This window comes from Metabacillus malikii (assembly GCF_030813355.1).
Lineage (GTDB): Bacteria > Bacillota > Bacilli > Bacillales > Bacillaceae > Metabacillus > Metabacillus malikii.
Map to the genome: position 1 here is coordinate 125,512 of NZ_JAUSUD010000012.1, position 13,437 is coordinate 138,948.

General features: G+C 35.3%; 16 protein-coding genes and 2 pseudogenes. All 18 read left to right on the plus strand.

Features of this window, described 5'->3' with window-relative positions; genetic code table 11:
* Positions 1-72 precede the first annotated feature (72 nt).
* The 18 genes and pseudogenes from J2S19_RS12965 (at position 73) to J2S19_RS13045 (ending at position 13,333) form a co-directional block, all read left to right on the plus strand.
* On the plus strand, positions 73-537 hold the full coding sequence (locus tag J2S19_RS12965) for a hypothetical protein (protein WP_307342511.1): 465 nt from the start codon (positions 73-75) through the stop codon (positions 535-537).
* A 181-nt stretch (positions 538-718) separates the two neighbouring features.
* A complete protein-coding gene (locus J2S19_RS12970) occupies positions 719-1,033 on the plus strand; it encodes a c-type cytochrome (RefSeq protein ID WP_307342513.1) in 315 nt (104 codons plus the stop codon).
* 346 nt (positions 1,034-1,379) lie between these two features.
* A complete protein-coding gene (gene ftsE, locus J2S19_RS12975) occupies positions 1,380-2,066 on the plus strand; it encodes a cell division ATP-binding protein FtsE (RefSeq protein ID WP_307342515.1) in 687 nt (228 codons plus the stop codon).
* Positions 2,059-2,949, plus strand: coding sequence for a permease-like cell division protein FtsX (ftsX, locus tag J2S19_RS12980; RefSeq protein WP_307342555.1), 891 nt, complete (start codon positions 2,059-2,061; stop codon positions 2,947-2,949). Before ftsE ends, ftsX begins: the two co-directional genes overlap by 8 nt.
* A 121-nt stretch (positions 2,950-3,070) precedes the next feature.
* A complete protein-coding gene (locus J2S19_RS12985; RefSeq protein ID WP_307342517.1) occupies positions 3,071-4,480 on the plus strand; it encodes a murein hydrolase activator EnvC family protein in 1,410 nt (469 codons plus the stop codon).
* A gap of 572 nt (positions 4,481-5,052) precedes the next feature.
* On the plus strand, positions 5,053-5,364 hold the full coding sequence (locus J2S19_RS12990) for a hypothetical protein (protein ID WP_307342520.1): 312 nt from the start codon (positions 5,053-5,055) through the stop codon (positions 5,362-5,364).
* A complete protein-coding gene (locus tag J2S19_RS12995; protein WP_307342523.1) occupies positions 5,361-7,220 on the plus strand; it encodes an EndoU domain-containing protein in 1,860 nt (619 codons plus the stop codon). Before J2S19_RS12990 ends, J2S19_RS12995 begins: the two co-directional genes overlap by 4 nt.
* 21 nt (positions 7,221-7,241) lie before the next feature.
* Positions 7,242-7,544, plus strand: coding sequence for a hypothetical protein (locus tag J2S19_RS13000; RefSeq protein ID WP_307342526.1), 303 nt, complete (start codon positions 7,242-7,244; stop codon positions 7,542-7,544).
* Positions 7,545-8,047: 503 nt separating this feature from the next.
* Entirely contained in the window at positions 8,048-8,788 is a 741-nt protein-coding gene (locus J2S19_RS13005) for a recombinase family protein (protein WP_307342528.1), read from the plus strand.
* Positions 8,789-8,981: 193 nt separating this feature from the next.
* Positions 8,982-9,274 (plus strand): annotated as a pseudogene (locus J2S19_RS23720) (IS110 family transposase); the annotation flags it as partial.
* A gap of 25 nt (positions 9,275-9,299) precedes the next feature.
* Complete coding sequence (locus J2S19_RS23725; RefSeq protein ID WP_370875144.1) at positions 9,300-9,593, plus strand: hypothetical protein; 294 nt, start codon at positions 9,300-9,302, stop codon at positions 9,591-9,593.
* 4 nt (positions 9,594-9,597) lie between these two features.
* The gene (locus tag J2S19_RS13015) at positions 9,598-10,143 is read left to right on the plus strand and encodes an SUKH-4 family immunity protein (protein WP_307342530.1); all 546 of its coding nucleotides are present in this window, start codon (positions 9,598-9,600) and stop codon (positions 10,141-10,143) included.
* Positions 10,144-10,210: 67 nt separating this feature from the next.
* Positions 10,211-10,681, plus strand: a pseudogene (locus J2S19_RS13020) (SMI1/KNR4 family protein).
* Between the two features lie 211 nt (positions 10,682-10,892).
* On the plus strand, positions 10,893-11,375 hold the full coding sequence (locus J2S19_RS13025) for a hypothetical protein (RefSeq protein ID WP_307342533.1): 483 nt from the start codon (positions 10,893-10,895) through the stop codon (positions 11,373-11,375).
* Positions 11,376-11,802: 427 nt separating this feature from the next.
* The gene (locus J2S19_RS13030) at positions 11,803-12,411 is read left to right on the plus strand and encodes an immunity protein Imm33 domain-containing protein (protein WP_307342536.1); all 609 of its coding nucleotides are present in this window, start codon (positions 11,803-11,805) and stop codon (positions 12,409-12,411) included.
* Positions 12,412-12,465: 54 nt separating this feature from the next.
* Positions 12,466-12,591 (plus strand): hypothetical protein, encoded by a 126-nt coding sequence (locus J2S19_RS13035; protein WP_307342538.1) that lies wholly within the window; start codon positions 12,466-12,468, stop codon positions 12,589-12,591.
* 14 nt (positions 12,592-12,605) lie between these two features.
* Positions 12,606-13,025, plus strand: a complete 420-nt coding sequence (locus tag J2S19_RS13040) for an immunity 70 family protein (RefSeq protein ID WP_307342541.1) — start codon at positions 12,606-12,608, stop codon at positions 13,023-13,025.
* A 140-nt stretch (positions 13,026-13,165) separates the two neighbouring features.
* The gene (locus J2S19_RS13045; RefSeq protein ID WP_307342544.1) at positions 13,166-13,333 is read left to right on the plus strand and encodes a hypothetical protein; all 168 of its coding nucleotides are present in this window, start codon (positions 13,166-13,168) and stop codon (positions 13,331-13,333) included.
* Positions 13,334-13,437 lie beyond the last annotated feature (104 nt).

The window sequence follows — 13,437 nt, forward strand, 5'->3', positions numbered from 1 at the left end:
ATAATTTGAACGAATAATTCACACAAAATAACAAAAACTAACGTAAAAATTCAACCTAACAGGAGCATCAATATGACGATCACATTTCTAGTCGTTTCTTATATTTTGCTCATAGCATTTATCCTTTTCATGCCCAAGAAAATTACGATACAGGAAATGTATATTACGTTTATCGTTGTCGCTCTTCATACACTTGTTGCAGACACATTATTTGCAGGAATTTTTAAACTATATGTTGTCATGGGTGAACCAGGTCCACAACTTATTGATTTATTTACAGAATTAACGTTACCAGCGCTGTTTGGCATTATCTATATAAATTTTATTCCTAACGGCTTAAAGAAAAAGCTTGGCTATATTATAATTTGGGTCGTCCTCTCAGTCTTATATGAAATCCTCTCAAGATATGTTGGCTATATCACATTTAAAGGCTGGGAAAATTGGTTATCAGTTTTATTTTATCTATATGCTTGTACATTTATGATTTTCCATCAGTCTTTTATTCGTAAACTGAAGAGGGATCGTCGTCATCATTGAAGAATTCACAAAATTGCTATAAATAGCGGGAACTGTTGCTACCATTCTGTTTCACGTGTTTTTCAATAAAAACTCACCTGTTATCCTCGTTTCAATTCAAAGTAGATAGGATATAATAACATTGGCACGAGATGCGATCATACATAAAACGAAAATATTAGAATTGAGAGGAGAAAGAATCGTGAAAAAGAAATTAGTTATGTTATTGCTCGGTACGTCACTTTTGTTGGCAGCATGTGGTGGTGGAGACGAGGCCAGTGATGGTAACACAACAACAGCTGGCGGCGATGCTGAAAAGATTATCCAACAAAACTGTATCGGATGTCATGGTGACAACTTGCAAGGAAGGTCAGGAAAAGACTTAACAGGCGTTGGAGACAGATATTCGCGTGAAGAAATTATTGATATCCTTGTTAATGGAAAAGGCAGCATGCCGAAAATGTTAGGTGAAGCGGATGCAGAAATCGTTACAGATTGGTTAATTGAAAATAAATAAGCTCACTCAAAGGATGATCCGACAAAGGTCATCCTTTTTCTATTTTTTCTTGCATTTTTAGTCAGAAAGTTCTAATATTTAATGAGTAGAGCGCTTACAATCATTTTCCCTAAATGTTACTAAAATCCATAAACCTACATAAAAAGACTTATATAACAACAGTTTTGCAAATAATACAGAGCTGAAATAAACTTGTAACACAAATTTAGTCTATTAATGACGAAAATTGATGGTATAATGTAGTTTGTAGTTCGGAGGACAAGGAGATCGTCTGTTTATAGTGTCGACAATTTATGACACATACTGACATTACTCCCCAAATAACAACTATATAGGTGGTTTTTTTATGATTGAAATGTCAGAAGTATATAAAACATACCCGAATGGTGTACTCGCTATAAACGGGATCGATATAGTCATTAATCCTGGTGAATTTGTATATGTCGTTGGTCCTAGTGGTGCTGGGAAATCAACCTTTATAAAAATGATGTACCGTGAAGAGAAACCGTCAAGCGGTAAAATTATTATCAATGGAATTGATCTTTCTACATTAAAAGAATCAAAGGTTCCATTATTAAGAAGAAGTATCGGTGTTGTCTTCCAAGACTTTAAGTTACTACCAAAACTAACAGTCTTTGAAAATGTCGCATTTGCACTTGAGGTCATTGGAGAGAATCCTCGTAATATACGAAAAAGAGTATTAGATGTACTAGATTTAGTACAGTTGAAACATAAAGCACGTTTCTTCCCGAATGAGCTATCAGGCGGGGAACAGCAGCGTGTATCGATTGCACGTTCAATCGTAAATAATCCTTCTGTCATGATTGCTGATGAGCCTACCGGTAACCTTGACCCTGATACGTCATGGGAAATCATGCATCTTTTCGAAGAAATCAATAACCGGGGAACAACAATTGTGATGGCAACGCATAACAAAGAAATCGTTAATACGTTGAAAAAACGTGTTATTGCAGTTGAGGATGGAAAGATTGTACGTGACGAAGCAAGAGGGGAGTATGGAATTTATGATTAATACCCTTGGTCGTCATTTCCGTGAATGTTTAAAAAGCTTAACGCGAAATGCCTGGATGACGTTCGCCTCTATCAGTGCAGTAACGGTTACGTTGATATTGGTTGGAACATTTATCGTGATTATGATGAACTTAAATCATGTAGCAGATAATTTAGAAAATGATGTTGAAATTCGAGTTTTAATAGATGTAACAGCAAAAGAGGATGCACAAGCCAAGCTGAAAACTGAAATTGAAAAACTCGAACAAGTAGATAGTGTTGTATTTTCTTCAAAGGAACAGGAATTAAATAACTTAGTGGAAAGCTTAGGTGAAGAAGGAAAATCATTTGAGCTGTTTGAACAAAACAATCCATTAAATGACGTGTTTATTGTTAAGGCAAAGGAACCTCAAGATACAAAAGAGGTTGCCGCGAAAATTGGGAAATTTGAAAATGCCTCAAAAGTTAAATATGGACAAGAAGAAGTTGAAAAATTATTTAAGGTCATCTCGGTATCTCGTAATATCGGTATTGCGTTAATTATCGGGCTTATATTTACCGCGATGTTCTTAATTTCCAATACTATTAAAATTACTATTTTCGCTCGTCGACGTGAAATTGAAATTATGAAACTAGTAGGAGCAACAAATGGCTTCATTCGCTGGCCATTTTTCCTTGAAGGACTATTCCTAGGTGCTTTAGGTGCGGTTATTCCGATTGTTCTTATCGTAATTGGATATCGTTCATTGTATGCTTATGCACTGCCGAAGCTTCAAGGATCGTTTGTAGAATTTTTACCATTCTTCCCATTTGTATTCCAAGTGTCAGCTATTCTGATATTAATTGGGGCATTAATCGGTGTTTGGGGAAGCTTAATGTCAGTACGTAAATTCTTAAAAGTGTAAACTAGTAACTTATGTTGCTAGTTTGATAGAAATGATTTTATGAAAAATAAAAAACAACATGGGGGTACTCAAATGAGGCACCCTCTTGTTGTTACATAACCTGGGGGAGGAAAAAGTAAACATGAATAGAAGAATTGTCATCTTAGGTTTAGCGACTGTTCTTGGAACAAGTGGGCTTTTACTACCATCCCAAAATCTTGCCCTCGCACAAACATTGCAGGAAAAAAAGCAAGAAATCCAAGAAAAACAATCAGATGTAACCGAGTCGATTGACCAAAAAGAAAATGAGATTACGAGTTTAGAAAAAGAAAAGTCAAAGTTAAATGAAGACATTGCAACAATTGATGCACAAGTATCAGATACGAGTGCAAAAATTAGAGAGAAAAAGGCTAACATCGAAGACACAAACAAAAACATCGAAAAAAAGAAAGCTGAAATCGAAACGATTAAAGAGAGAATTGCGGAACGGAATAAATTACTAGAGGACCGTGCGCGCTCGCTACAAGAAACAGGTGGCATGATTAGCTACCTCGAAGTGCTGTTAGGTGCCCAAAACTTTGGTGATTTTGTCGGCCGAGTTAATGCTGTCTCAGCAATCGTAGAAGCAGACCGTGATATTTTAAAAGCACATGAAGATGACAAAACGTTGCTAGAGCAAACAGAGGCAGACTTAACAAACCAGTTAAAAACATTAGAAACGTCTCTAGCAGACTTGCAAAACTTAGAAAGTAAACTAACCGTTCAAGCGAAACAAAAACAAGAACTGATGAAAAAAGTAGAAGCGCAACAAGAAGAAGCACTTCATCATGTTCATGAGTTAGAAGATGAAGCAGCCTTTTTAGAAGAGCAGAAAAAAGCGATTGAGCTTGAAGAACAACGTCAACGCGAAGCCGCTGAAGCAGCAAAACGTGCAGCAGCAGAAGAAGCAAGAAAACAAGCTGAAGCACAAAAAGCTGCTGAAGCAAAACGTCAAGCTGAAGCGAAAAAACAAGCAGCGGCTGCAAACCAATCTAAGGAAGCAACAAAACAAAAAGAAAATAGTAGCAGTTCAAGCTCATCATCAGCTGGAACAGAAGCAGCTTCAGCACCGTCAACTGTAACAGAAGCACCTGCATCATCATCAGGCAGCTTTATGTGGCCGGCATCTGGACGTCATTCATCTGAATACGGTTATCGGACACACCCAATAACAGGACAACGCAAACTGCATGGTGGTATTGATATTGCAAACAGTGCAGATGTACCGGTTGTTGCAGCTGCAAGTGGGACAGTCATCCGTTCACACTATTCAAGCAGCTATGGTAATGTTGTTTACATTACACATAATATTAATGGACAAGTCTATACGACTTTATATGCACATTTAGAAACGCGCTATGTAAGCACAGGAGATTCTGTATCAAAAGGCCAGCAAATTGGTATCATGGGAAATACTGGACATTCAACAGGTCAACATTTACATTTTGAAATTCATAAAGGACCTTGGAATGGAACGGCAAATGCGGTTAATCCAAGAAATTACCTACCTTAATATAATACCCAAAGCAAAAAACCTTAAAACTATCAATGTTTTAAGGTTTTTTTTGTTAATAGAAATATAGTATATTATAGATTCTTTCCCTTTTCTGTTTAATTTTCCTTTACTCCGCTCTGATTCTATCCTATTTCTATACCAAATTATAACCCCTGCACTTTTACTAATTACATATACACAGGTTTATCAAGGCATCTACGCTTGAAAGATAGAACAGCAGTTAACGATAATATTGAAAATGATAAATGATAATCAAGTCATAATATAAAATGGCTTGATTTTTTCTTTAGATTTAAGAAAGAATATTAAACTCATATTTATTTAATAGTCGAAACTACTCAAGTGCAAATTAGGCAATAAGAAGTATTGAGGTTGCATAAATATGGAAGTACCATTTTACTATAAGCAGAATTTAGCAATGATAGATTCTTTTACGCCAATAGTATTACTGGAAATGCAACAAATCGGAGACGACATGTTTTTAGAAATTATCAACACATCTCAGCCTTTTAAGCCGTCCACTATAAATATAATATTAGCCCATTCATATAGAAAGGACGTGGAACTATTTGGCGAAAGCAGAAATTAAACTAGATATAAATGAATTAAAGGCTGCATTAGACTCACTGCAACAGGGTATTGATGACTTTACAAGCTACACGACATCATTCCGCAATGGCACACGAGACCAGCTAAAAAGCTTTAACTCAGACTTCATCGATAAACTAGACGCCCTCCTAGACAACATGAACGATGACATCAATACAAGTCTATTAGAAAATTTAAACTCGATAAAGAAGGTCGGCGAACAAATTATTGAACAAATGCAAAGTACCGATGAACAAATAGGTCAGAAGATGAAGAGTGGTACCTCATCATGAAACAGGACCTTAAAATAAACTACGGAATATTGGACGGGATTATCGAACAGCTTCGCACATATAAAAATGCCCTAGATACAATGGACTCATCACTCGAAACATTAGTGGGCTTCATCAACAACAACTACGCCGATAGCATCGATGCCTGGGACGAACTTGTCAAGGATTCAAAGAAGCATATAAAAGAATACCGTGAACAAATCGGCGACCTACTCTCCCTATTTGAAGGATATGTAGACGACACCACCGCACATATATCACCAATTGCCAGGAATGCGATGATGCGAGTCGACCGCAGGGACATCTGGGCGAACTTATGCCAGTTAGAATCGGGAATTAACAACAACGTCCCAAAGGCTATCCGAATAACAAAAAATGAACCTTTTTCGCTCGCTTTCTGGGACGACCCAACCGATGAGGAAAAAGAAAAAAGTCGCTCAAACAAAGCAAAGCTCGACTACATTCGCGGTGAGATCTCCTCAACCCAAACAATACTTGACCGAAAAATGGACGCGTTATGGAACATTTTTGATAATAAAATCGTCCCATATGAAAACACCGACGATGCTTACAATAACAAAGCTGCAGCCGTCAAATCCAAATACACAAACTTCTTTGAAGGAATCATCGACCAGTTTGAACAAGATATAAAAGTAGCAACAAGCTTTATTAAAGGCCTAGTCGAAGGCCTAGTCGATATCCTCGTTGGCATCGTTACAATCGTCGTAGACGCCAGCATCGTCGCAGTTTCCAACCACATCCCAGACACAATCGAGCCTGACTTCATCAAAAACCCGGCCAATGAAGTCAAAGCTAAATACGGAAAAATGATTAGCGACGCCATCGAAGACCCATTCGGCATCTTTGAATCAATCGGCCAAGGCATCTCAGATACCGTCGAAGAAGAAGGAATCGCCTACATTGCAGGAAACGCAGCACCATCGCTAATCCCATATGTCGGAGTAGTCGGCAAGGCGAAGTGGCTAAAAGTAGTTGATAACGGCGATGCACCAAAGACAAACTCCGTAACCGAAGCTCTAAAACCAAAAGTAAATGACCTCGTACGAGACAACAAAGCATTTGAAGGAATCAAGCAGCGTGGTGTAGAAGTAGTAACGAAGACTGCGAACGGTGCGCTTCATGTGGTCAAACAGTTGGATAAAGGGATTAACAGTGTAAGAAATGGATTAGTATATGTTGCTGAAAATGTGGTTGGTGGTATGGACGTCTTTATAGATATAATGAGAAGAAATGGTAACATAGACAATAATGCAGTGTATGTAAATGTACCTAATAAACCTAATGTGCCGTGGAATGTTTTGGATAATAAGGTTATTCAGGAGAATATAGTTGCTCCTTTGAAAGTGATGTTTAGTAAGTTGAGAGGTGGGGGGAAAGGTGATAAGGTTGATGATAAGGGTACGGTTAATACTGTAACATTGAGTGAGAAATCCCTGGATCATGCAAATGTTGGTGACTTTACAATAAATCCTAAAACAGGAAAAATCTCTAAAATGAGTGGTGGTGGGCATGGTCAAGATAATATAGATTTTCTTAAACAGAATGGCATCGAATACAATATTGAAAAAGTTTATCCTAACGGGGTAAGGGTTGGCAATGTACCAGACCACAAGTCAAAAGGGAAGCGAACAGGTACTGGTCAAGCATGGTTTCCTGAAAATTGGTCTAAGGAAGATATAAAAAAAGCTGGAGAACATGTAATTAATATGCCTGAACACAAGAATATTGCTGATGGTGTAACAGTATTCGGTGATTACAATGGTGTTAGGGTAGGTGTAATCAAAACAAATGGAGAGATAGGAACTATTTTTCCAGATAGTATGTTACAACCGTAGTTATAAAGGGAGGTATTAACAATGTTTGAGGAAAAAGTTAGAGCAGTCTTAGGTGCACGAGCATTACTAGATGATAATGATCCAAGAGTTGAGCAAAAATGGAAAGAGCTAATTGTATTACTAAGTGAAGATGAAAACTTAACTCTGAATTTCTTACAGGTTTGTACAAAAACAGAACTTTCATTTTTAAGTGAGATTTTTGAAGAAGTGGCATATAATTTGCAAAGTAAAAAGTATATTGAATTACTATATTTACTAGATCAAAGATATCCAGACTTAAACTTAAAGAGAAGTATTCAAATTGCTGAGGAGTACATGAATTAGATGGGGATTTACTTAATTTAGACTAATTACTTATTTAGAAGAGGAAACGAATAATGATATTTTGTATCGAGAGAGAGAGAAATCCTGATTTCCAAACAACCTTGATTGGCTAAATGCCTTTCAAGGCTTTTTATTTTAATTATATTAAAACAGCTGATAATGGAGTGAGACAATAAGAAAATGATTTACTTGAAAATCGAAAGCCCATGATGGTTATACCATCATGGAGTATCATTTTAATACTTGGATAGTAAAAAATTACGATAATTAGGCGAGATGACATTTAATATGGTAGGGGTAGTTATGACATGGATTGGCTAACAAACTAACGACAATGACAAAGCTCGTGGCGATAAAAGGTAGGTTACGTAAAAAGGTTACTAGTTTAGCAACAGGGCAGACAAAAATTGGGTTGTATTTTTACAAGAGACGGTCGTATAATACTCGCTATTCGCTAAAAAGCGTTACAAAAATTAAAATTTATGTAACGGGAGGGTGAAAAGTTGAACGTTGTTGGGTATATACGAGTCTCAATTCAAGGGCAGGCAAGAGATGGATATAGCTTGAAATATCAAGAAGAGGAAATTAAAGCATATTGTAAGGAACAAGGCTTAAACTTGATTCATATTTTTAGAGACGAAGGAATTAGTGGCGCAAAACTAAATGAAGAAGCATTAGAAATAGACAGGGTGGGCTTACAGGAGATGTTGGCTCACCTTTCGTCTGTCCAAGTTGATTATGTGGTAGTACTGAACACAAGCCGATTATGGCGGTCGGATATTGTGAAGTTGCTGATTCAACGAGAGCTGAAGAAATATGGCTGTGACATTAAAAGCATTGAACAGCCCTTTTACAGTATCCATAAGAAAGACCCTAATGATTTTTTGGTCAACGGGTTAATGGAGTTATTAGACCAATATCAACGGCTTGAGATAGCGCTGAAGCTAACGAAAGGAAGAAATAAAAAGGCGAAGGAAGGTGGGTATGCAGGAGGAAGGGCGACATTTGGCTATACCAAACAAAAGGGTGAAAAAGAACTAATAATACATAACGGGCATGCAGAAGTAGTGAAACGGTTATTTGAGTTGAAATACTTACATAGAAAATGGTCACTGTCTAGGTTGGCAGAAGCATTGAATAAAGAAGGCTATCAAACAACTCAAGGGAAAGCATTTACGAAAGTACAAGTGAAGCGAATATTAGACCGACAGAGCTTTTATCAAGGGATCTATACATACGGATAAATACAAGCAAATGGGAAACATGAAGCAATAATTTAAGAGGTTACTTAAAAAAGGGATTCATTTTCTAATAAGTTCTTATGAAGCGATGAAAATGGATAGGCTTTCGTACCAATGCGCACCAATTGGTGAACGCTCGAACTAAGGTTGCCGGCATTTTCATTCAATCATTGACAACTGAATAGGAGGATGAACCATGCATGAAAAACAGAAACACATTTATGTGGGTGTAGACTTACATAAACATCAGCATGTGGCAGTGATTATTAATTGTTGGCAGGAGAAGCTTGATGAAATAAAGGTTGAAAATAAACCGCCCGCTTTCTCAACATTTTTACTAGATATTGATAAACTGACAGAAGGAGGGTTGAACCTGTATTTGGTTTAGAAGATGTGGGTGGTTACGGTCGAGCACTGGCACAATATCTAACGGACCATGGACAAGTTGTAAAAGAGGTTAACCCAGCACGCTGCTGGATGGGAGAGAAATGCTAAAAAATTCTTTAATTCACTCTTGAAAAGTAATCCGGAGTTTTGGAGTGTTGAAAATACGACTTTGATAAAGAGGGGGCGTGTTCCCAAAGTTGATGAGCAGTTTTTAGAACACTTCCCTCAATACAGGGAGTATATTCAAGAACCAATGCGGCATCATCATATTGGAGAAGGTGGGCAAGCTGCTGCCCTTCCAAAAAGTCTGCATCCTGGGTATGGTGGTATACATAATGTGGAGAAGGACTGGGGTATTACTGGAGTAGATGATGAAATTGCAAGAAGATTAGATACCTTTATAAAAGATTCAGGAAGGTGAGAGAATGATAACGCCAGAAGAATTTATTGATAGATGGGATGTTAATAAGTATGGCCCAATATATAAATTTAATAGACAAGATTTAAAGGTTACAAAACTTTCAGATGATGTTAAAAGATTTTTGTTATTAGGAGGTCTACCAGAGACTCCACCACCGTATTTGGAACTTTCTTCGCCACAAATAAGACCTATTACCGATGTATTTGATATGCCGCAACATTTTCAAAAGTACTGGTTTTTTGGTTCAACTGGCTCCGGTGATCCAATATGTATAACAGAAAAGGAAGAGAATATAGTGTTACTTAATAATGGGGACAATTATAAAGAAGTATTTGTTAACTCGTCCATAAATCAATTTGTAGAGTGTATATTAGCTTATGTATCCATGATTGATAAAGCAATAGAGGTTAACGGGGAGGATGCCTTTATTGATAACGATATACCTGAATCGGTAGTAGACTGGTTAAAAAGGGAACTAGAGAGAATTGATAGTAGGTGTATGCAAGCAGGATTCTTTTGGTCTACTGAGTATGAAAATCTATTTGAATAGTCTCGGAAATGTTGAAAATATATAAAAATGAATGAAAACACCTATGTGTAAAGAAAGAGGTAAAACAATGAAATTGGTACAGAACACTATAGTAAGGCCATTGCCTTCAGATGAATTAATAAAAAACCATGAAAAGTTTTGGAGACTTTCATTACCAGAGTCTTTCTTAGAATTTATTAAAAAAAATAATGGTGTAGAGGTTGAGGAAGCAACATTTGAGTGTAACAACCGTGGATATGCGATAGAAAGGTTCTTGTGTATTTTAGATGATACTGAAAATCATCCAAAAGGAATTTATGACATAGATGTTGTATTTTCACAAATAGGTGAAAGGTTAACTAATAACGAAGACCTGTTAGGGGCTGAACTATTGCCTTAAGCTACTGTATTTACGGGTGATTTTTTATGCTTAGATTTTAGAACAGATAAAAGCTATCCATCAGTTTGTATATGGTCTCATGAAGAATCCGGTGAGTTTGAGCCTGTTACATATAATGTGGCAAATAACTTTACGGATTTTTTAAAGATACTTGAATAGAAATAAAAGAGTACAAGTTAAAAATATATGAAATTTAATGTGAAATTAATTTAGTTAAAGTTTTAGATTTTAGTCAACATTGATGGTACGCTAATGAAATAAATAATTTATGAAGGTTGCCATCAAGGTACTCTGCTTTAATATTTGTTCTGCGAAAAAAGATGTACGATAAATAGGAGAGATGATTTAAAGGTTTATGGAGGAGTAGAAAATGAACTTTGAGATGAAACCTGAAATAAAGACAGTATTAGAAAAAATTGAATTTGTTAATAGGTATAAAGTATTATCTGAACAATTTAGAGGTAATCCCAATGATATAACTGATAGATTAGAGAATTACGATATAGAAAAGGTTAATGAAATATTTACAAAGTTTGGATATGATGCTGCTTTTGATAACAAGGAGAAATTTTTCAAAGTAGGAGTTGTGGATAATTCACCGAATTATACGATATGGTTTAATATAATTTTAGAATATGGAACGACGGAGTTTATTTGGGTTGTTTATCATAATAATGAGGTAAGATTAGGAAGTCCTTGGAGTGTTTACTCTAGATTATTAATTGATCCAAGTGTAAGAATAAAAAAGCCAGTGTATCGAAGCTATGAAGAATTAGAAGACATACTAAAAGAGGCATTTTTAATGTATGAAGATTTTAAAGTTAATTTAATCAATGTGTATAATAATCAATAATAGCTAGACCAAAATTTGCTAATTTGATATTAAGTAATACCTTGATAGGCTTGAGTCCTCTCAAGGTATTTTTATTTTAAGAGTATGATTCTGTTAAGGAAAAATAATAGGTATTATTAAGTAATGACAAGAAGAATGCTGCGAATAATAAGGAGCATTAAAAAATGGGATTAATACAATCTTTACTATCGATTTGGACTGGTAAAAGAGTGTTAACTAGAAAATAACAAATTAAAATTCTAAATCTAAAAGATAATTTTGTTGGTCTTTGCAAATCTTCGTATGCATCTAAGGGAGCTTATAGTTGGACTGTTTGGAAAGGGCATTCTAAGTGGGAGAGGCTTGTTGATGTTAGAATGGAAATGCTAGAAAAAGAGAAACAAGCTAGAGAAGCTCTAAAAATAGCTATAGAAGAGAGGTTGAGGAAATGAAGAAATTTGAAAAGCGTATTATGGGTAGAACCATTATAGTGACTGCTGAAAAGGAATTAGAGCCTCAAGTAGAAATTTTGTTCGCTATTTTAGAACAGGTAGACTCTAATAAATTAATTCATGGATTCTCTTTACAAGTTGGTTGGTCAGTCTATTATTTACATGAGAAAGAAACTGGCTATTTTTTGCTGACTACTGCTGATTACGCTAAAAATCCATTTGAAGATATAACAGAAGATTTAACCTTATCATTGTGGGTCCAACTAGAACAAAGTCATTTTTTAAGAAAGATGAATGCGGATGGTTTATCAATTAAATTTAGTGATAAAATCATACTTACTAAAGGTGTACTAGAACTCGAGAAAATATATTTACAAAGAAATGCAGATGTTGAAAAAGGAGATTCAGGTTGGTATATAGGTCCGGTAGAGGATAATAATACGACAGAGTTGTATGATCTATATGCTTATCAACTACTAAAAATTAAACCAGAAATTATACAAGTTCTTGCTTTACCAAATGACTATATGGTTGTTTTTAAAGGTAATGAAATAAAAGCAGTATTAAACGAAAATGATGTAGATGTTTTTAAAGACTCTTTATAGATTTTATTTACAGAGATTTTAAGTTACACAACTAAACTATACAGGAAGTAAAACATGGAGAAAAAAGTAATAGCTGATATTAGAAGACAGAATGTATCAAATGAAATATTAGATGAATTGACTGAAAAGATTATGAATCAAACAAATGGTAAGGTAGATATAAGATTTAAAACAAATTGATCGAGGTGAGAAAAATGGCTGTGGGATTTAAGGTTAAATATTATTGGTATCAAGTTGGTCATGGTGATTTCGTACATTCTTTTTTCTCTACAATAAGCTATCATTTAGAGCAAAATGGGTGGGGATCTGAATTTCCCTATTTATTAAATGACCTCTATCACGGAAAACTTGAAAATAAGAATATTGATAGTGCAATAAATGAATTAGAAGAAATAAAAAAGAAATTACAGAATTATAGTCCATCACAAGTAATATGGGATATTGACAACCTATCTAAAAGACCACCTTGGGGTGATAATATTAGTATGGATATCAAAAACTTATCAAATTACTTTGTCACAAGTGAGGGAGAAGACTTAATAGATATGTTAATGAAAGCATTAGAGAAAGGAATAAAAACTAATTCAGATGTTTATATAGAAAGTTGTAACTAATAACCTTCAATAGGTATGCCTTATTTACCCTTATTATGTTAAACGAAAGTCTATAATATTATCAGTTACCACCATTTCAATTCTTCAAACGGAATGCCCAGACTTTTCTCCATTTTCCAGGTGAAATTAAATTAGAAAATATGACTAATGATAGAAAATTAAACTTTGCGACTACTGATGAAGAATTGGCTAAGAAGTGGAGTACACCAGAACATAAATGGACAGCAGAAAATATAGCTGATTGGCGAGAAGTTGGAGAATATAATTGTAATCGAGCACATTATTCCAGATACTTGTTTACACATTAATCCAGGAGGAAATCTGAAATAATGTGCTACTTTTTCCACTATATTTCGGAATGTGCAAAAATTTGTTCATATTACTCCAGCTTATAATAAAGAAAATAAAACCC

What these genes read in the sequence shown, in the direction of transcription:
- J2S19_RS12985 (WP_307342517.1), top strand. Translation starts at nt 3,071, where the DNA reads ATGAATAGAAGAATTGTCATCTTAGGTTTAGCGACTGTTCTTGGAACA.
- ftsX (WP_307342555.1), top strand. Translation starts at nt 2,059, where the DNA reads ATGATTAATACCCTTGGTCGTCATTTCCGTGAATGTTTAAAAAGCTTA.
- J2S19_RS13030 (WP_307342536.1), top strand. Translation starts at nt 11,803, where the DNA reads ATGAAGAAATTTGAAAAGCGTATTATGGGTAGAACCATTATAGTGACT.
- J2S19_RS13015 (WP_307342530.1), top strand. Translation starts at nt 9,598, where the DNA reads ATGATAACGCCAGAAGAATTTATTGATAGATGGGATGTTAATAAGTAT.
- J2S19_RS13045 (WP_307342544.1), top strand. Translation starts at nt 13,166, where the DNA reads ATGACTAATGATAGAAAATTAAACTTTGCGACTACTGATGAAGAATTG.
- J2S19_RS13025 (WP_307342533.1), top strand. Translation starts at nt 10,893, where the DNA reads ATGAACTTTGAGATGAAACCTGAAATAAAGACAGTATTAGAAAAAATT.
- J2S19_RS12965 (WP_307342511.1), top strand. Translation starts at nt 73, where the DNA reads ATGACGATCACATTTCTAGTCGTTTCTTATATTTTGCTCATAGCATTT.
- J2S19_RS13000 (WP_307342526.1), top strand. Translation starts at nt 7,242, where the DNA reads ATGTTTGAGGAAAAAGTTAGAGCAGTCTTAGGTGCACGAGCATTACTA.
- J2S19_RS13040 (WP_307342541.1), top strand. Translation starts at nt 12,606, where the DNA reads ATGGCTGTGGGATTTAAGGTTAAATATTATTGGTATCAAGTTGGTCAT.
- J2S19_RS13035 (WP_307342538.1), top strand. Translation starts at nt 12,466, where the DNA reads ATGGAGAAAAAAGTAATAGCTGATATTAGAAGACAGAATGTATCAAAT.
- ftsE (WP_307342515.1), top strand. Translation starts at nt 1,380, where the DNA reads ATGATTGAAATGTCAGAAGTATATAAAACATACCCGAATGGTGTACTC.
- J2S19_RS12995 (WP_307342523.1), top strand. Translation starts at nt 5,361, where the DNA reads ATGAAACAGGACCTTAAAATAAACTACGGAATATTGGACGGGATTATC.